General features: G+C 67.3%; 18 protein-coding genes. 1 reads left to right on the top strand and 17 read right to left on the bottom strand.

Features of this window, described 5'->3' with window-relative positions:
- Positions 1–18 precede the first annotated feature (18 nt).
- Genes ACODS2_RS07375 through ACODS2_RS07345 form a run of 7 tightly spaced genes read right to left on the bottom strand, consistent with a single transcriptional unit; the run spans position 19 to position 6,771 of the window.
- Positions 19–453, bottom strand: coding sequence for a hypothetical protein (locus ACODS2_RS07375; protein ID WP_298166795.1), 435 nt, complete (start codon positions 451–453; stop codon positions 19–21).
- Positions 450–1,772, bottom strand: coding sequence for a FliI/YscN family ATPase (locus ACODS2_RS07370; protein WP_488998231.1), 1,323 nt, complete (start codon positions 1,770–1,772; stop codon positions 450–452). The genes ACODS2_RS07375 and ACODS2_RS07370 overlap by 4 nt, the downstream gene beginning before the upstream one ends.
- Positions 1,766–2,383 carry a FliH/SctL family protein gene (locus ACODS2_RS07365; RefSeq protein WP_488998230.1) on the bottom strand — a complete coding sequence of 206 codons (618 nt, stop codon included), beginning with the start codon at positions 2,381–2,383 and terminating at the stop codon, positions 1,766–1,768. Before ACODS2_RS07365 ends, ACODS2_RS07370 begins: the two co-directional genes overlap by 7 nt.
- Positions 2,376–3,404 (bottom strand): flagellar motor switch protein FliG, encoded by a 1,029-nt coding sequence (gene fliG / locus ACODS2_RS07360; RefSeq protein WP_488998229.1) that lies wholly within the window; start codon positions 3,402–3,404, stop codon positions 2,376–2,378. Before fliG ends, ACODS2_RS07365 begins: the two co-directional genes overlap by 8 nt.
- Positions 3,401–5,116: a flagellar basal-body MS-ring/collar protein FliF gene (gene fliF, locus ACODS2_RS07355; protein ID WP_488998228.1), complete on the bottom strand. Its 1,716-nt coding sequence runs from the start codon at positions 5,114–5,116 to the stop codon at positions 3,401–3,403. The genes fliG and fliF overlap by 4 nt, the downstream gene beginning before the upstream one ends.
- Before the next feature lie 3 nt (positions 5,117–5,119).
- Positions 5,120–5,485, bottom strand: coding sequence for a flagellar hook-basal body complex protein FliE (gene fliE / locus ACODS2_RS07350; protein ID WP_488998227.1), 366 nt, complete (start codon positions 5,483–5,485; stop codon positions 5,120–5,122).
- Entirely contained in the window at positions 5,482–6,771 is a 1,290-nt protein-coding gene (locus ACODS2_RS07345; protein ID WP_488998226.1) for a sigma-54 interaction domain-containing protein, read from the bottom strand. Before ACODS2_RS07345 ends, fliE begins: the two co-directional genes overlap by 4 nt.
- Positions 6,772–7,015: 244 nt before the next feature.
- On the opposite strand from ACODS2_RS07345, the gene ACODS2_RS07340 reads away from it, so the two are divergent.
- The gene (locus tag ACODS2_RS07340) at positions 7,016–7,897 is read left to right on the top strand and encodes a flagellin N-terminal helical domain-containing protein (RefSeq protein ID WP_488998225.1); all 882 of its coding nucleotides are present in this window, start codon (positions 7,016–7,018) and stop codon (positions 7,895–7,897) included.
- 85 nt (positions 7,898–7,982) lie between these two features.
- Here ACODS2_RS07340 and alr read toward each other — a convergent pair whose 3' ends face one another.
- The 10 genes from alr to flgG form a co-directional block, all read right to left on the bottom strand.
- A complete protein-coding gene (alr, locus tag ACODS2_RS07335) occupies positions 7,983–9,266 on the bottom strand; it encodes an alanine racemase (RefSeq protein WP_488998224.1) in 1,284 nt (427 codons plus the stop codon).
- Positions 9,266–10,786: an N-acyl-D-amino-acid deacylase family protein gene (locus ACODS2_RS07330; RefSeq protein ID WP_488998223.1), complete on the bottom strand. Its 1,521-nt coding sequence runs from the start codon at positions 10,784–10,786 to the stop codon at positions 9,266–9,268. Before ACODS2_RS07330 ends, alr begins: the two co-directional genes overlap by 1 nt.
- Before the next feature lie 790 nt (positions 10,787–11,576).
- Entirely contained in the window at positions 11,577–12,416 is an 840-nt protein-coding gene (locus ACODS2_RS07325) for a flagellar motor protein MotB (RefSeq protein ID WP_488998222.1), read from the bottom strand.
- Positions 12,417–12,419: 3 nt separating this feature from the next.
- Positions 12,420–13,283 carry a flagellar motor stator protein MotA gene (gene motA, locus ACODS2_RS07320; RefSeq protein ID WP_488998221.1) on the bottom strand — a complete coding sequence of 288 codons (864 nt, stop codon included), beginning with the start codon at positions 13,281–13,283 and terminating at the stop codon, positions 12,420–12,422.
- 29 nt (positions 13,284–13,312) lie between these two features.
- Entirely contained in the window at positions 13,313–14,239 is a 927-nt protein-coding gene (locus ACODS2_RS07315; protein WP_488998220.1) for a flagellin N-terminal helical domain-containing protein, read from the bottom strand.
- Positions 14,240–14,246: 7 nt separating this feature from the next.
- Complete coding sequence (gene flgK / locus ACODS2_RS07310) at positions 14,247–15,587, bottom strand: flagellar hook-associated protein FlgK (protein ID WP_488998219.1); 1,341 nt, start codon at positions 15,585–15,587, stop codon at positions 14,247–14,249.
- 5 nt (positions 15,588–15,592) lie between these two features.
- Positions 15,593–15,898 (bottom strand): rod-binding protein, encoded by a 306-nt coding sequence (locus ACODS2_RS07305; protein WP_488998218.1) that lies wholly within the window; start codon positions 15,896–15,898, stop codon positions 15,593–15,595.
- The gene (locus tag ACODS2_RS07300; RefSeq protein WP_488998217.1) at positions 15,895–17,004 is read right to left on the bottom strand and encodes a flagellar basal body P-ring protein FlgI; all 1,110 of its coding nucleotides are present in this window, start codon (positions 17,002–17,004) and stop codon (positions 15,895–15,897) included. The genes ACODS2_RS07305 and ACODS2_RS07300 overlap by 4 nt, the downstream gene beginning before the upstream one ends.
- A gap of 2 nt (positions 17,005–17,006) precedes the next feature.
- Positions 17,007–17,744 carry a flagellar basal body L-ring protein FlgH gene (locus ACODS2_RS07295; protein ID WP_488998216.1) on the bottom strand — a complete coding sequence of 246 codons (738 nt, stop codon included), beginning with the start codon at positions 17,742–17,744 and terminating at the stop codon, positions 17,007–17,009.
- A 14-nt stretch (positions 17,745–17,758) separates the two neighbouring features.
- Positions 17,759–18,547, bottom strand: a complete 789-nt coding sequence (gene flgG / locus ACODS2_RS07290; RefSeq protein WP_488998215.1) for a flagellar basal-body rod protein FlgG — start codon at positions 18,545–18,547, stop codon at positions 17,759–17,761.
- Positions 18,548–18,574: the final 27 nt, after the last annotated feature.

The raw sequence follows: 18,574 nt of genomic DNA, 5'->3' as shown, positions 1-18,574 counted from the left end.
AGGCTTGGTTAACGGCTGCTATTCAAGAGGCGTGCCAAGCGGACCGGACGGTGCTGAGGGATGCGCATTTTCCGCAGCCTTGCGGGCCATGCGCTGCTGTGCGGCCTCGATCCGGTCGTCCACCGCAGCGCGGCGGCGTTCGGCTTCGGCGGCTTCGGCGGCGCGGGCATCGGCGGCCTCGCGCGCGCGGACGAGATCGGCTGCAGTGGCATCGGCGATGCGGGTGAGGCCGGCGACGAATTGCCGCGTCTGCCGCAGTTCGCCGCCATCGCGCGCATCGCTGCGCAGGCGATAGGCCTTGATCAGCGCGGCGGTGCGCGCTTCGAGACTGGCGACTTGTGCGAGGGCGCTTTCGGCGCGGGCAGCTTCGCCGAGCGCAGTCTGGCGGGCGATGCCGCGCAGGCGTTCGAGCCTGCGCAGGCGCTTGAGCTTGGCGCGGTCGGCGCTGCTCACGCGGCCATCAGTTCGGCAAGTTCAGCCACGCTGCGGTCCATGGGGACGACCTCGCGCTGGGGCTGGCTGAGGAACTGGGTGAGCGCGCCGTGAATGGCGATGGCGCGATCGAGCTGCGGATCGGCCCCGGCGCGGTAGGCGCCCATGAGCACGAGATCGCGGTTCGCCTCATAGTTGGCGATCAGCGCGCGAAAGGCGCGGGCATCGGCCTGGTGCAGCGGATCGACGATATCGTTCATCACGCGGCTGAGGGAGGCGGCGATGTCTATGGCGGGGTATTGCCCGCGCTGGGCGAGATCGCGCGAGAGCACGACATGACCATCCAGAATCGCGCGGGCGGTATCGACGACGGGGTCGTCCTGATTGTCGCCATCTGCCAGCACGGTGTAGAGGCCGGTGACCGAGCCGCCGCTCGCCGCCGAATTGCCCGCGCGCTCGACCAGCTTGGTGATCGTGGCGAGCGCGGAAGGCGGGTAGCCGCGCGCGGCGCCGGGTTCGCCGAGCAGCAGCGCGATCTCGCGGCCCGCGTGGGCGACGCGGGTGAGGCTATCCATGATGAGCAGCACCTGATGCCCGGCGGCGCGGAAGTATTCGGCCATCGAGGTGGCGAGCATGGCGCCGCGAATGCGCAAGTTGGGCGCATGATCGGCGGGCACGGCGACAACAACGCTGCGGGCGCGGCGGGGGCCGGACATGTGTTTTTCAACGAAATCGCTCACTTCGCGCGCGCGTTCGCCGATCAGGCCGACGATGACGATCTCCGCTTCGGTGCCATGCGCGATCATGTCGAGCAGGACCGACTTGCCGACGCCCGAGCCGGCCATCACGCCGATGCGCTGGCCGACGCCGAAGGTGGTGAGCGCGTTGAGCGCGCGGACGCCGACATCGAAGGTTTCGCGCACGGGGGCGCGGTCCAGCGCGCTGGTGCGCACGCCGCCCGAAGGCCATTCGGCGCGGGCGGCGATGGGCGGGCCGCCGTCGATGGGGAGGCCCTCGCCGTCCACCGCGCGGCCGAGGAAGGCCTCGCCGACCGGGAGCATGCCGGGCTTGCCTTCGGGGCGAACGCGCGCGCCGGGGCGGAGGAGTACGGTATCGCCGAGGAGCATCATCAGCATGCGCCCGGCCCTGAAGCCGATTGTTTCGGCGAGGAGCGAACCGGAACCGTGCGCGATGCGGCATTGCGCGCCGATGGGGAGCGACAGGCCACTGACTTCGAGCAGGCCGCCATCGCAGGCGGTGACGAGACCGTAGCGGCGCGGGGCGAAATCGGGCTGGGCTTCCTCGCAGCGGGCGAGGAGGGGGACTATGGTGCTTAGCATGAGGAAAGCGCATCGCTGAGGGCGCGCTGCCATGTGCCGGGGCCGTCCTCGACGCCGCCCGCGCTGCCCTCGATGCGCAGCGCGCCGCGTTCGAGGGCGGGGTCGGGCTCGAAGTGCCAGTCTTCGGGGAGGCGCGCGGCGAGCAGCGCGAGGTCTTCGGGGTGGAGGCGGATCACGCGCTCGTCTGCCGCGCGCGCGAGCATGCCGGCGGCAACCGTGACGCGGGCGGCGAGGGCATCGGCATCGGCGGCATATTCACCCAGCAGCGGGGCGCAGAGCGCGAGGACCGTATCGCGCAGGCGCGCTTCGAGCTCGCGCGTGAGGTCTGCATCGAGGCGGCCGAAGGCGAGCTCAAGCTTGGCGCGGGCGGCATCTTGCGCGGCGAACGCTTCGGTGAAGGCGGCTTCGGCATCGGCGGCGCCTTGTGCATAGCCCGCGGCAAAAGCGCGCGTTTCGGGATCTTCCTCGGGCTCGGCTGGGGGCGGTTCGGATGGCTCGGCAAAAATGGGGGACTGTCCCCATTTACTGCGGCGCAGGAAGCCGGTGCTCCCGCCTCCGAGTTCGGCGAGCGAGAGCGCGCGGACCATCGTGCCCGGGGCGGCCTCAGACATAGTCGTCGTCGCCCGCGCCGAACACGATCGTGCCTTCGGCGGCAAGGCGGCGGGCGGCGGTGACCACGGCCTTCTGCGCCTCGACCACTTCGGCCATCTTCATGCGGCCGCGCGCATCGATCTCATCACGCACGCCTTCGGCAGCGCGGCTCGACATGGCGCGGAAGAAGCACTCGCGTTGTTCGGCACCGATGCCCTTGAGCGCGGCGATGAGCGTATCGGAATCGACTTCGCGGAGCAGCGAACCCATCGACTTGTCGTCGAGCACGAAGAGGTGCTCGAACTTGAACATCTCGTTCTCGATGGCCTTGGCGAGCTGTTTGTCTGCCCGCGCGATCTCGGGCATGACCCGCTTCTCGACCGTGCGGGCCGAAGCGTTGATGATGTCTGCCGCCTCGCGCGGGCCGCCCATGTTGAGCGCGGCGCTGCCGTGGCATTCGGTGATGCGCTGCGCGAGGAGGTCTTCGAGCATGGCGATGGCCTCGGGCGCGACGGGGCCGAGCGTGGCGATGCGCTGGACCACTTGCGGCTGGAGCGCTTCGGGGAGGGCATGGAGCACGCCGGCGGCGACATCCGGATCGAGCTGGACGAGGAGCACCGCGAGCGCCTGCGGATGTTCGCCCTGCACCAGCGGAACGAGCGCATGCGGAGTGAGCCAGCGCGCGAGTTCGAGGCTGGAGCCGGGGCGCGGCGCATCGGGGGCGATGCGCTGCATGAGGTTGTCGGCTTTGACGTCGCCCACCGCATGCATCATCAGCTGGCGCACCTGACCAACACGGTCGTTGGCCCCGATGGTGACCTGCGCGGCATTGTCGACAAAGCTCTGCAGGGCCTGCGTGATCGCATCGGCGTCGATCTCGCCGATCTCGCACATCTTCGCGCCGAGCAGGCGCAGCTCGGCGGGTTCGAGCTGGGCAAGCAGTGCGGCGGCATGATCATCGTCGAGCAGCATCATCATGACGGCAGCGCGGGTAGGGCCGCTGATTTCGCCGCCGGTCTGGGCCTGGGCCTCGGTGGTCATTCCATTCCCTCGGGTGCGGGTTCGTTGAGCAGCTGGCGCAGCGCGTTGAGCGCGTTTTCGGGTTGTTGGACCACGATGCGCTGGGCGACGCCGACCTGGCGGCTGAGCGCATCGGGATCGATCTCGCCGGTCTCGGGATCGACGATCGGTTCGATCCGCTGGATCTTCTTGCGGCGGCGGCGGGCGGGGCTTTCGGCGTTGTCGCCCTCTTCGAGGGCCTCGCTTTCCTCGCCTTCGCTGGTGCCGGCGGAGTCTGCGTTATCCTTGACGATGACGGGCGCGGGATCGCGCTTCAGCGCCTTGATCAGCGGGCGCACGCCGAGCAGCAGGGTGAGCAGCACGGCGAGGAGCGCCACGGCATTGCGCACGATCATCGCGAACCACGGGGTTTCCCAGAAGGCGGGCGGGGTGACGGCGACAGGGCTGAAATTGCGCACCACGACCGCGACCTGATCGCCGCGCGCGGTATCGGCACCGACGGCGGCGGCAACGAGTTGCTTGATCTGGTCGATCTCGGCAGGCTTGGCCTTGGCCATGATCGCGCCCGAAAGCGCGACGGCGACCGAGAGGCGCTTGATCTTGCCGGGCGTCTGATTGGTGACGGCGACTTCGCGGCCGAGTTCGTAAGTGCGCGCGGAGGAGCTTTCGCCGGTGGCGGACGGTGAGGGAGCAGGCGTGGGGCTTGCGCCCGGGGTGGGCGTGGCACCGGGCGCGCCGGGCTGGGCGGTGGTCGGCGGCGGCGGAGTGTTGGACAGGACGCCGGGGACTCCAACTGCGGTGCCCGCGCCCGCGCCTTGTGAGGCGGACTGCGTTTCGGAGCGGACCACGCCTTGCTTGTCATAGCTTTCGCGCGCGGAGGTGAGCTGGTCCATATCGAGATCGACCTGGATCTCGCTGGAGAAGTTGCCTTCGCCGAGCATCGGCGTGAGCAGCTGCGAGACCTGGCTGCGCAGCTTTTCCTCCATGCGCGATTGCAGATCGAGCCGGTCGGTCTCGCCGGGCTTGGCCGAGGAGAGCAAGCGGCCGTGCTGGTCGATTACCTTGACCGCATCGACCGACAGGGAAGGCACCGAGCCCGCGACGAGGTTGACGATGGCGCTGACCTGGCTGTCGGCCAGTTGGCGTCCTCGCGCGAGCTTGACCATGACCGAGGCGGTGGGGGCGGCGTTATCGCGGACGAAAACGGACTTTTCCGGTTCGGCGAGGTGGACGCGGACGGCCTCCACGCCGTCGATCTGCATGACCGTGAGTTCAAGCTCGCGTTCGCGTGCGGCGAGGAGGCGTTCGCCCTCCAGCGTGCGGCTGGCGCCCATCGGCAATTTGTCGAGCATCTGCGCGCCGGTTTCAGGCGTGGCGAGCGCGCCATCGGAGGCGGCGACCATGCGCGCCTTGTAAAGGTCGTTCTCGCCCACGGTGACCGCGCCGGTGGCGTTGTCGATAGTGTAGGCGATCGAGGCCTTGTCCAGCGCGGCGACGACTTGCGCGCGCTCGCTGTCGTTGAGATCGCTATAGAGGATGCGCTGCGGCGCGGGGGCCATGGTCATGTAGAGCAGCGCGGTGAGGCCGGCGGCAGAGACGCCCGCAAACCATGGCAGCGCGCGGCGCATCGGCGGCTGGCCAAGGAACGCGCCGGTGCGCGCGAGCATGCCGCCGCCCGCCGGATCGGTCAGCGGGGCGAAGAGCGAGAGACTGGGTGCGGTTGGATCGGTCATCTATCAGACCCCCATCCTCATGATGTCCTGGTAGGCGGTGAGCAGCTTGTTGCGCACCTGCAGCGTGGCCTCGAAGGCGACGCCGGCTTCCTGCCTGGCGAGCATGACCTTGGCGATGTCGGTCACCTCGCCCTTGTCGTAGCCTTCGCTGAGCTTCGAGGCGTTTTCCTGCGACGCGTTCACATTATCGAGCGCGGACTTGAGCGCCGAGGTGAAGCCGTTTGCAGGCGCTTCCTGCACGGTTTCGGGCGCGCTGGCCGCGGGCGTACGGACCTGCTGGAGAAGCTGCGAGCGATCGATGATCTGCTGGCGCAGCGCCATGATCTGCTGGAGCCCCCCAGCTCCATTGATGCCCCCGATGCCGCTCATCGCCGGCTACCGGCCACGGCGATGCCGTTCTCGCGGAATTCGGCGAGGCGGTAGCGCAAGGTGCGTTCCGAAATGCCGAGCTTGCGCGCGGCGGCGACGCGGCTGCCGCCGCAGCTGTCGAGCGCGGCGAGGATGGCGCGGGTTTCGGAAAGCTGGACGATGTTGGAAAGCTTGCCGCCCGGAATTGTCGTCATGCCGGGTGCTGGGTCGGTGGCGACGGGATCGCTTGCCACGCGCACCGGGCGATCGAAGACGATGTGCTGCATGCCGATCTCGGGGGCGTCGCCCGCCAGAAGCAGCGCGCGGCGCATGACGTTTTCGAGTTCGCGCACGTTGCCGGGCCAGGCGTGAGCCTCGAGCATGGCCAGCGCAGCCTCGCCGATCCACGGAACTGTCCGGCCCGCAGGGACATGGCGCAACACCATCGCAAACGCGAGCGGGGCGATGTCGGCGGGGCGATCGCGCAGGGCGGAGAGTTCCAAGGGAAAGACGTTGAGGCGGTAGTAGAGGTCGGCGCGGAAACGGCCTTCCTCGACTTCGCTCGGCAGATCGCGGTTGGCGCAGGCGATCACGCGCACGTCCACTTTGACCGGCTTGGTGGCGCCGAGCGGCACGACTTCGCCTTCCTGCAGTACGCGCAAGAGCTTGGCTTGCAGCGCGAGGGGCATTTCCGCGATTTCGTCGAGCAGCAGCGTGCCGCCATGCGCGGCGCGGAAGAAGCCTTCCGCCGCAGCGTTCGCGCCGGTGAACGCGCCCTTCTGGTGGCCGAACAGCATGGCCTCGAGCATCGTCTCGGGCATGGCAGCGCAATTGATCGCGATGAACGGCGCGGCGGCGCGCGGCGAGCGCAAATGGATGAAACGGCTGAGCACTTCCTTGCCGGTGCCGGTGGGGCCGTTGATGAGCACCGGGATCTCGGCCTGGGCGAGGCGTTCGGCCAGCGCGAGGACCGAGAGCGTTTCGGGATCGGCGGCGACGGGGCTGCCGACGGGCGCGGCACAGGCGATCAGCGCGGCCAGCACGGCAGGATCGGCGCTGTCTGCATAAGCAAGATCGTGGCGGCCGCCGTGGCCGCGCGTGATGGCATTGCCGGCAGCGCGCGAGAGCAGCACGGTGCGATCGAACAGGCCGGGGGCGGGCGGCTCTTCCGCGCCGCGCAGGGTGAAGGTTCCGGCAGGGGTGAAGCTGCCCAGAACCGAGCGGGCCCGTGCAAGCAAGGCTGCGTGCGGGGCGGGCGTGATGGCGGCGCTTCCTCCATTGCTGCGCGCTGCCTGCTGAATGTTCATGTTTCCAAACCCTGTTCGTGCTGGCGTCTTAACCATCGTGATGGGCTGTTTTTCGCGCGAAAACGTCAAGCGCTGCGAAACTTTAAGCTCCGCGCACGCCCTAAGGGCTACTACTTGGATCCGGCAGATCGCTGCCGACGCCCCCCTTAAACCCGGCAGGCTTTTGCCGGTCTTTGCCGTGGCTGCCGCGTCGATCCCCGACCGGCGTCAACCGGGGAACGACCCCTCTTAACGGAGACAGACCATGGCGGTTATCAATACCAACATCAGCGCGATCAAGGCGGCGAACGCCTCGAACAGCGCCTCGAAGATGGCTGGTCAGGCGATGGAGCGCCTTTCGACCGGCAAGCGCATCAATGGCGCGAAGGACGACGCTGCAGGCCTCGCCATCGCAACGACGATGACCTCGCAGATCAAGGGCATGAGCCAGGGCGTGCGCAACGCCAACGACGGCATCAGCATGGCGCAGACCGCAGAGGGCGCGCTGAACGAAGTGACCAACATGCTGCAGCGCGTCCGCGAACTGGCGGTGCAGTCGAAGTCGGGCACCTACCAGCAGTCCGACCGTGACGCGATGCAGTCGGAAGTCGGCAACCTCAACGCCCAGATCTCGGACGTGCTCAACAACACCAAGTTCAACGGCAACGCGGTGTTCTCGGTGGTCGGCGCAGCGCCGGCAGCTGACGGTTCAGACGACAAGACGGTCTCGATCCAGACCGGCGCCAATACCTCCGACACCGTTGACATCGTTTCGAAGGCATTCGATGGCACCAAGCTGTTTGGCGGCACGGATACGTCCTACGACTCGGCCTCGACGACCCAGGCGCTCGATGTTTCGTCGGCGGCCAATGCTTCGACCACGATCGACAACGTCGATGCCGCGCTCGCCAACGTCAACTCGACCCGTGCGACGTTCGGTGCCGGCCAGAACCGCCTGGAATCGGCCGTCAACAACCTGAACGACAACATCACCAACCTGTCGGACGCGCGTTCGCGCATTCAGGACACCGACTATTCGGCTGAAACGACCGCGATGGCCAAGGCCCAGATCCTGAGCCAGGCTTCGACCGCGATGATCGCGCAGGCCAACCAGAGCCAGCAGAACGTGCTCTCGTTGCTGCGTTAAGCTTGCGCTCTTCCAGCACGCCCGTTCTCCACCGGGTGCGCACCTTGCCCGGCGATCCCTGCGCGGATCGCCGGGTTCTTGGTGTTCAGCGGGGCTTGAGCACCCGTGGCAGCGCAGCGCCGAGCACGTTGAGCATTTCGGAGATGTAGGTGCTCGAATTGGCTTCGAACTCGGCGTGGGTGATGCGGTCTGCGCCTTGCGCGCCAAAGAGGACGACTTCATCGTCCAGCCGCGCGTCGCGGTGCTCGGTGACGTCGACCATGAGCGTGTTCATGGTGACGCGCCCGACGACGGGCGCGCGGCGGCCGCGGATGAGGACTTCGGTGTGGTTCTTGCCTTCCGCCGGGAATTCGGGCCGGTTGGAATGGCTGAAGCTGCGGCGAAGGCCGTCCGAATAGCCGATGGGCACGTTCGCCAGCCAGCTCTCGCGCTCCAGCCGGAAGGTGCGATCGTACGCCACGGTCTGGCCGGCAGGATAATGGTTTACGGCAGCGATGCGCGACTTGATCGTCGAGACGGGGACGAAAGCGCTGGTCTTGACCGAGCCGAGATCGCCATAAAGCGCGCCGCCGACGCGGACCATGTCGAGCCGGGTATCGGGCTGGGTGAGCGTGGCGAAGGTATTGGCGGTGTGGCGCGTGAACCCTTCCGTCTTCAGGCCTTCGCCTTGCAACCAGGCGAGGTCTTCCTTGTAGCGGGCGAGTTGGCCAAGGATGTCTGCCGCTTCCTCGCTGGGATAATGCGTCATCGCGCCCGCGATGCGCAGGCGTTTGAGCGCGAGCATGGCGCGGGCATCGGCCTTGCCGTAATCGGTGGAAAGCTCGACCCCGTTGCGCGACATGCCGCCAGCATTGAGCGCGAGGTGGACGGGGAGCGGGAAGCGCGGGCGGCGCTGGCGCCAGAGCGCTTCGAGCCGGGCGGCGGCTTCGGCATTGCCGATCAGCTCGACAAGGCCGGTGCCCATGGCATCTTCCATTTCCTCCGGCGCGGCGAGGCGGATGCGGTAGAGCCTCCCGCGATAGCCCAGCTGGCGCGCGACGCGGGCTTCGTCGTTGGAGGTGATCGCGACATCGGTGATCCCGGCCTTGATGACCGAGGGGATGAGGAGCGCGATGCCATTCCCGTAGGCGTCCGCCTTCATCACCGCGCAGATGCGCGAAGGGCCGACGATCTTGCGCAAGGTGGCGATATTGGCCGTGAAAGCCGCTGCATCGACTTCGATCCACCCATTGCGCCGCTGCGCCTGCGCAAGGGTGAGGCCGAAGTTCGTGGCGGAGAGGATCGGCGCGGCAGCGGCGCGGGTGGCGGCAAGCACGGCGCCGGCGGCTCCGGCGGCGAGGCCGGACGCAAGAAAAGCGCGGCGTTGCATCAGGGTTGACCCCGCTTGAGGAACTGGCCGGGCCAGGTGCCGGTGGGCTTGCCATCGGCGTAGACAAGCTTGCCGTTCACGATGACGCGTGAAACGCCGGTGGCGAGCGCGGCGGAATCGCCCACCTTGGCATGATCGGTGATGGTGGCGGGATCGAACAGCACGAGATCGGCCTTGTAGCCAGCCCGGATCACGCCGCGCCCGGCGAGGCCCAATTGCTCGGCGGTCTGCCCGGTCATCTTGTGGATGGCTTCGGGCAGCGTCAGGACATGCTGCTCGCGGACATACTGGCGCAGGATCTTGGCCATTGCGCCCGCGCCGCGCGGGTGGCGTGAGCCGATCATGCCGTCAGAGCAGACCACGCTGTGCTTCCACGCGAGGAATGCGGCCACGTCCGCCGGAGCCATGGCGGTGCCGATCACCGATTCCCCGCCGCCTGCATCGGGGTGCGCCTTTTCCCAATCGAGCGCGCGGTTGATGAGCCAGAGGTAGGTGACGGCGGGTTCCTCGCCGCGCTGGGCGGCGATCTGGGCGATGGTCTTGCCCTCGAACGCGGGTTCGGGCGCGTAGTAATCGAGCAGCATCCCCTCGGGCGTGGTGAGGTGCTGGAGCGCGAAGCGCGCGGCGGCAAGATCGGTGAAATCGCGCTTGGGGAAAAGCACCGTCAGCGTCGAGTGCCAGTATTCGTAAGGGTAGATATCGGCGGTGACGTTGATCCCGCGCGCGCGGGCGGCGTCGAGCTTGGCGAGAACGGCCTTGGCCTGCCCCCAGCGGTCGGCAATGCCGAGCTTGATGTGCGAGATCTGCACCGGGATGCCGGTCTGCTTGCCGATATCGAGCAGTTCATCGAGCGCGGCATCGAAGGCGACGTCCTCGCTGCGCATGTGGCTGATGTAGCGCCCGCCGCCCGCTGCCGCGGTGCGGGCGAGATCGACGAGTTCGGCGTGATCGGAATAGATGCCGGGATCGTATTCAAGCCCGCTTGAAAGCCCGAGCGAGCCGGCCTTGAGATCGGCGGCGAGGAGGGCCTGCATCTTGGCGAGTTCGGCCGGGCGCGCGGTGCGCTTGTAGTCCGCGCCCATGGCAGAATCGCGCAGCCAGCCGTGGCCGGTGTAGGCGGCGACATTCATCGCGGCGGGGCGGGCGGCGTATTTGGCGGCGAGCTCGGCAAAGGGGCCGTGGCTGCCGCCGTCCTGCCCGACGACGATGGTGGTGACGCCTTGGGCCAGCAGCGTGGGCATGCTGCGATCCTTGTAGTCACCGCTATCGTGGTGGCTGTGCGCATCGATGAAGCCGGGCGCGAGGGCGAGGCCCTGTGCCTTGATCACGGTTTCGCCCTTGCGCGGCTTCAGCGCGCCGACAGCGAGGATGCGGTCGCCATCGATGCGGACGGAGACCTTGCGGGCTGGCGCGCCGGTTCCGTCATATACGGCCGCGCCGGTGATGAGCGTGGATGCGGCGGCGGGCGATGCCAGCGCCAGTAGGGCGGCGATGGCTGCCCTCGCAAATCCTGTCCGCATTGCCATGTTCCCCCTGCTGAGCCCCGGTACAGGCTAGGCGGGGTGGGGGCCGGGGTGCAAGGGGTTTGGGGGTGGATGTCAGTTGAGTCGGGTCAACACCAGTTCTCGTCACCATGCGATGCTAGTCGCACATGTGCATTTTTCTCAGAGCTGCTTCCATTCCATCGACTTCACTCGTGGGTGGTGGGCCAACCTTCAGAATTCGACTCGCGTAAATTTCCGTTGGTTGCCTATTCATCTCCCCAAATCCGGTTGGGTATAAGGATCGCCAGCCTTCGACTTCTACGCTGGCCATGCCTGGATAAGGAAACTTGGGGCAATTAGGCACCTTCGGGCGTGCAAGCTGCCTCTCGGTCAATGGGCCACAGCCGCCTTCCGCGCAATGGAATGCGGCGCCGCTTCCGTCCGCAAGGCGCACTGCCCTGCCATGGTATCCAGAGAAGAGCACCCCAGAATAAACCTTTTTGTCGCCCAGTATCGTGCAGTCGAGCTGGCTCGCGGACAACTCGGCCGGGCGGGTCGCATTGGGAAGCCCGACCTTGCATGCCGCGTAGTAAAGCGCTGGCCGATTGTGGAAGAACATCACCGCGCAAACGAAGAGAAGCACCCCGAAAAGGATTGCAACTGCGCGTAGGGATCGGGCGAGCATTCACAAGTATTGCGCCTCATGCATGCTGGTTGCAAGCGAACGAGACGAATTCGCCTGCAAGCGCTGGGAGGAATTACCCCTCCGTCATAGCTTCGCTATGCCACCTCCCCATTTGTGCTGCGCAAAAATGGGGAGGACCTTTCAGTTCATCAGCAGGATGCTCATCCGCCGGTTCCTCGGGTCGGTGGGTTTATCCGCGATCAGGGGTTCCTGATCGGCGACGCCTTCGATGCGGCGGAAGCGACCTTCGGTGACGCCGCTTTTCATCAGGGCAAGGCGGGTGGCTTCGGCGCGGCCGGCGCTGAGGGACCAGTTGTTGGCGGGGTCTCCGGGGCGCCATTGCAGGGCATCGGTGTGGCCGCGCACGGTGAGGCCGCCCGCGTCGGGGCCGAGCGCCTGGCCGATCGCGCGGACGAGTTCGGCGGCTTCGGGGGTGAGGATCGTGGTGCCGAGGCGGAACATCGAGAAATTGGCATCGTCCATCAGATCGAGACGGATGCCTTCGGGCGTCTGGCTGACGTGGACCTGCTTGGCGAGCTTGCGCAAGTTCGCGTTCGCCGCGAGCTTCTGCTGGAGCCGCTGCTGAAGGCTGGCGGTCCGTTTGGCCTTGGTGCCGCCATCCTTGGGGCCGCCGGTGGCATCGCGCGGGATCGTCAGCGTCTTGGTGCCGGTCTGGCCGGCGCGGTACTGGTAGCTGTCGGCTTCGGTGAGCGAGGAACCACCGAGCAGGCCATAGGAACCCGCGCTGCCCTTCTTCATCGTCACCAGCGTGGGGGTGAAGTAATCCGCGATGCCCTTGCGCTGCTTCTCGGTCGTCGCGCCGAGCAGCCACATGAGCAGGAAGAACGCCATCATCGCGGTCACGAAGTCCGCATAGGCGACCTTCCACGCGCCGCCGTGGTGGCCGCCCGCGACGACGGTGACTTTCTTGACGATGATCGGGCGAACCGGCTCGTTCTTGCCCTTGGGAGATCGTGCCACGGGCTATCTTCCGCGCAGCGCGTCGAGCAGTTCGGAAAGGCCGGGGCGGAACGAATGACCGAGGCCCGAGCGCGCGCTTTCGACGACGAGGGGCTGCGGCCAGCCGTGCAAGCTGGCGATGATCACCTGCTTGACCGCCTGGAAGATCATCTCATCCTGATCGAGCACCTGCTTGAGGCGGCCCGCCAGCGGCGCGACGATGCCATAGGCGAGCAGCACGCCCATGAACGTGCCGACGAGCGCCGAGCCGATCATCGCGCCGAGGACCGAAGGCGGCTTGTCGATCGAGCCCATGGTCTTCACCACGCCGAGCACCGCCGCGACGATGCCGAGTGCGGGGAGCGCGTCCGCCAGGTTTTGCAGGGCGTGCTGCGGCTCGCTCATTTCGTGGAAATGGGTTTTCATCGCGTGGTCCATCACATCCTCGACAGCGTGGACCTCCAGCGTGCCCGAGGACACGACGATGAGCGTGAGCGTATCGCAGATCAGGCCGACGAGCGGCTTGTTGGCCAGGATCCTGGGAAACTCGGCGAAGATCGGCGAGTTGGCGGGATCGGTGACATGGCTTTCGAGCGCGACGGGGCCGTCGCTGCGCAGGATCTTCATGAGCCGCGTGCACAGAACGATGGCATCGACGTGATCCTGCTTGGTGTGCTTGGGCCCCTTGAACACTTTGCCGAGCCCGCCGCCGATGGCTTTCAGTTCATGGAGCGAATTGCCGGCTACCACGGCACCGAGCGCCGCGCCGCCGATGATCAGCATTTCATGCGGGATGGCCTCCATGACCGGGCCGAGCGCGCCGCCGGTGATGGCGAAGCCCCCGAACACCATGACGAGGAGAATGACGATACCGATGGCAGCATACATGGCGGTTTATGGTCCCGAAGAGCTGAAGATCAGCGCAGGAAATCGAACAGCGAGAGATTGGCGAGCTTGGAGAAGCTGGCCTGGCTCGCTTCGAGCACGGTGGAGAGCTGCTGCAGGCGGGCAAGCGCAGAGCCCAGTTCGGGCGCGCCGATATCCTCTTGCTGCGAGGCGCGGGCCTCGCTCATCGCCTGCTGGCGTTCGGTCGACATGTCGATCCAGCTTAGCCGCGAGCCGACCACGGTCTGCGCGGTGGTGATGGCATCAAGGCCATTGGCAAGCGAACCCAGCGCGGTCTGCGCGGTGGCGGCGGTGCTGGCCGCGCCCCCGGCAAGCGCATCGGACAGCGACTTGATGACCGTCATGAGGTCGGTCTGGTTGCCCGCCGGGTCCTTGAACGAGAGGAATTCGGGGCCGGTGAGGCTGCGGCTGACGGTCTGGCCATCGCCGAGCGAAAGCTGCCCGGCACTGCCGCTGCCGATATATTGCGCGGCGCCGGTGGAGGCGTTGATCTGGTAGGCATCGCCCGCGCTGTCACCGCCGAACAGGGCGCGGCCCGCGCTGTCACGCGAGTTGGCGAGGCCGACGAGGCCCTTGTGGATTTGCCCAAGCTCCGAGGCGATGCTGGCGCGCTGCGCGGCAGGCAGGAGCGTGGAGGCGGCCTGCGTGGCCAGTTCCTGCGCGCGCGAGACGTAGGTCGCGAACTGGTTCAGCGCGGTATCCGCAAGATTGAGATCGGTCGTGGCGCGGTTGGTGGCGTCGGCATCGATAGTGCCGATCGCTTCGGCGCGGGCGAGCGCGCGCAGCTGCGAGGCCGCCAGCGGATCGTCGGACGAGCGGGTGATCTTGCTGTTCGAACTGATCTGGTTCTGCAGCTCTTCCGCCTGTCCGCGCAGCGCCGAAAGGTTCTGCGTCGAACGTTCATAGAAGGCCGAGGTGCTGGTGGCGAAGATGCTCATGAGGTGCCTACCGGATCTGGAGCAGCGAATCGAAGATCGAAGCGGCTACCTGCATGACCCGGCCCGAGGCCTGGAACGCCTGCTGGTAGCGGACGAGATTGACGCCTTCGGCATCGAGATCGACGCCGGTCTGGGCGGACAGCGCGGTCTTGGCTGCGTCCGAGATCGTGGCGAGCGCATCGCGCGTGACGGTGCGGCCGGAGACGGTGGCCGAGATATCGAAGAGGATCGCATCCATCCGGCCCGCCGGATCGGCAGCTGCCAGCGAGGAACGCATCGCATCGAGATTGCTGGCATCGCGGCTGTTCTTCGGCGCGCTGGCGGGGGCGGTGGCGATCTTTGCGGGATCGCTGGTGGCAAGCGCGATGGTCGCGGCGCTGCCTCCGGAGAGGAGAGCGGCGCCCGCAGCACCGGTGCGATCGGTGCCGCCGCCATTCGCAGCATTGACCTTGGTCACGATGGTATCGGCAAGATCATCGAGATCGGTGTGAAGCTGGGCCAGCTTGCCGAGCGCAAGCTGCTGGCCGGCGAGCGAGCCCCCCGCGAGCGTCAGCGCCGCGCCATCGAGCGTGTAGGCGACGGTACCGTCCGAAGCCGTGGTCATGGCGAGGGTGCGGGTGGCACCGCCGCTGACGAGCGGATCATTGGTGGCCGTGCTGCCGAGCGTGACCGTGACGCTGCCGTCCGGCGCGAGGGTCGTGTTCACATCGCCGTACTGGCTGAGGTCGCCGAGGAGCTTGTCGCGCTGATCGAGGAGCGCGGTCTGGTCGGAGCTCGCGTCCGCCGCGCGGGCAAGGCGCAAGTTGGTGCGCGCGAGTTCGCCGGCGATGCGGTTCACTTGCGTGACGCCGTCTGCGGCCTGGAACTGGAGGCCCTTGCCGACTGCGTCCAGCTCCTTGGAGGCGATCTGGAAGGTGGCAGCCATCGTGCGCGCGGCCTCTATCACCGAGGCGCGGAGCGAAGTATCGACCGGGTCTTCCTGCAGCTTCTGCAGCGCGGCATCAAAGCCGGTGATCGCGGGGTAGACGCCGGACTGTTCGAGCGCGGATTCGATGTTGCCGAGTCCGTTCACCTCGACATTGGCGCGCGCGGTGTCCGATCCAGTGCGGCGCACTTCGCTCTGGCGGAAGGCATCGGCGTTGCGCAGGATCTTTTCCACCCGTACGCCCGAAAGCGAGACGTCGCGCACGTTCTGGTTGTAGCCGGTGGAGGCGACTTCGGTGAGGCCGATCGTACGGCGGACATAGCCCTCCGTCGCCGCGTTCGTGATGTTCTGCGCGGTGACATCGAGCGCGGTGCGTGCAGCCTTGGCGCCGGAGAGGCCGATGGAAAGGAGATCGGAAGCCATCTGGCTTAGTCCTTTCCGGCCGGATTCGTAGACGGCAGCAGGCGCGCGAACTGCGCTTCGAGCTGCTTGGCGAGGCCGAAGGCGCCGGTCTGCGCGGCGATGTCCGCGAAGCGTTCGTCGCGCATCGAGGCGAAGGTTTGCTGCGCCTGGCCGCCGAACAGGTCGTCCTTGCCAGCGAGGCTGGTGGAGCGCGCGGCGGCGAGCATCTGGCGCACGAAGATCGCCTCGAAGCCCTGCGCCGCCTTCTTGAGCGCAGCGTGGTCAGTGGCGGAGGCCGGTTGGGGCGCGGTGACAGGTGTGAGCGGGCTCATATCACTTCCATCTCGGCGCGCAGCGCGCCAGCCTGCTTGAGCGCCTCGAGAATGGCGACGAGATCGGACGGGGTAACGCCGAGCTTGTTGAGCGCATCGACGAGGCTGGAGAGCGAGGCGCCGGGCTTGAACAGCGCGACGTGGGCCTGGCCTTCCTCGGCGTTGATCTGGCTTGCGGGGGTGACCACGGTCTGGCCGCGGCTGAGGGGGCCGGGCTGCGAAACCTGCGGCTTCTCGTCGATCTTCACGACGAGCTTGCCGTGGCTGATCGCGGCGGGGGAAAGGCGGACGGCTGAATTGATCACGACCGTGCCGGTGCGGCTGTTGACGATGACCTTGGCGGCGGTTTCGGCCGGCTGGACCTCGATCATCTCGATGGAGGCCATCATCGTCGCGCGGGTATCGGTCGCCGCGGGGAGGCGGATGGCGAGGGTGATGCCATCCTCCACCGTGGCGGCGCCGGGGAAGCGCGCGTTGACCGCATCGCGCACGCGGCTGGCGGTGAGGAAATCGGCATTGAACAGGTTCCAGCGCAGCACGTCGCCGCTGTCGAAGCCGGTGGCGACCGCGCGTTCGACGCTGGCGCCTTCAGCGATGCGGCCCACGGTGGGGACGTTGACGGTGAGCTGGCTGCCATCCTTGCCGGTGATGCCGAGGCCGCCGACGGCAAGGTTGCCTTGCGCCATCGCGTAGATCTGCCCGTCCGCGCCGTAGAGCGGGGCGAGGATCAGCGCGCCGCCGCGCAAGGACTTGGCCTTGCCGATGGTCGAGATGGTGACGTCGATGCGCTGGCCGGGCTTGGCAAAGGCGGGGAGATCGGCGGTGATCATCACGGCGGCGGCGTTCTTGAGGCCGGGGGAGATGCCCTGTGGCAGCTGCACGCCAAGGCGGCCCGAAACGCCGCGCATCGCCTGCGTGATGTATTCGAGGTTGTCGTCACCCGTGCCGGGCAGGCCGACGACGACGCCGTAGCCGGTGAGCTGGTTGGTGCGCACGCCCTGGAACGCGCCGAGATCGCGCACGCGGTCTGCATGCGCAGGGACGGGGGCGAGGAGCAATGCCGCGAGGAGGGCTGCGAGGCCGCGAAGGAGCGAGGCGCGCGCCATGGTCAGAACGGATTGATCACGCTGAAGAACTTCGACAGCCAGCCTTCGCGGCTGGCGCGGCCGATCGAGCCGTTGCCGGTGTAGGTCACGCGCGCATCGGCAACCTGCGTGGAGCGCACGCGGTTGTCCGCATCGATATCGCCGAGGCGGACGATGCCGGAAACTTGCACCCATTCCTGGCCCTGGCTCAGCAGCAAGCGCTTTTCCCCTACAACGAGCGCCGTGCCATTGGGGCGGACTTCGGCGATGGTGACGGATACCTCACCGCCGAGCGTGCTCGTCTGCGTGGCATTCCCCTGTCCGTTGAACGACGAACCGCCCGAAGCTTTAAGGGCGTTGGGATCGAGGAAGGACAGCGGCCCGGCGCTGGGCGGGACCACGTTGAAGGCGCCGTTCTTCTGTGTCTTCGAAGCGGCGGTCTTCGACGCATTGAGGTTTTCGGTGAGGATGATCGTCAGCGGATCGCCCACGGCATGCGCGCGGCGGCCCTCGACGAGACCGATATAGCCGGTCGAAACGTTGAAGATCGCACCGTCTGCCGGGCGCGGTGCGGGCGCCTGGGGCAGCGCGGGGGCGAAGCCTTCGGCCGGGCGCGTGGGGCGGCCATGCGCGTGGCTGGCGGGTGCGATGGCGGCGATCACCACGGCGGGCGGCACCAGCAGGCACACCAGCAGGCGCAGGCCGAGCGGCTTGCCATCGACAGACGCGCGGAAGGCAGCTTCGAAGGGAGAGTCCATCATGATGAGGTTGTCCGTCAGAGAGTCTGGTTGGCGTTCTTGAGCATTTCGTCGACCGCCGAGATCATCTTGGAATTGACCTCATAGGCGCGCTGGGTCTCGATCATGTCGACCAGTTCCTCGACGACATTGACGTTCGAGCTTTCGAGGAAGCCCTGCCGGATGCGCCCGCGGCCGACTTCGCCGGCCACGCCGATCTGCGCGGCGCCGCTGGCGGCGGTTTCGGTGAGGAAGTTGTCGCCGCCCGCCGCAAGGCCCGCCGGATTGGCGAAGCTGGCGATGGTGATCTGGCCGAGCTGCGAGGGTTCCGCCGCGCCGGGCAACGTGGCCGAGACAGTGCCATCGGGCGCAATGGTGATCGAGCCCGCGCCTTCGGGGATCGTGACTGGCGGCTGCACGACATAGCCTTGCGCGGTGACGAGCTGGCCTTCGGCGGAGCGGCTGAAATTGCCCGCGCGGGTATAGGCGAGCTGGCCGCCCGGCAGCGTGACCTGGAAATAGCCTTCGCCATCGAGCGCGAGATCCAGCGCGTTGCTGGTTGTTTGCAGCTGGCCCTGCGTGGCGATCCGCGTGGTCGACTGGATGCCGACACCGGTGCCGAGATTGAGCCCGGTGGCATAGGCGGTCTCGCCCGAGGACTGCTGCCCGGCGGTGCGCGCATCCTGATAGGCCATCGTCGCGAAGTTGGCGCGATCGCGCTTGAAGGCGGTGGTGCCGACGTTCGCGAGATTGTTGGCGATCACGCGCATCCGCGTGTCCTGGGCTTCGAGGCCGGTGCGGGCGACGTGAAGGGCGGAAGAAGGCATTGGGTCAGGTCCTTGGTTTTGCGGGGG

Source organism: Novosphingobium sp. FG137, from assembly GCF_057809735.1.
This window is presented reverse-complemented; position numbering and strand designations above follow the sequence as displayed.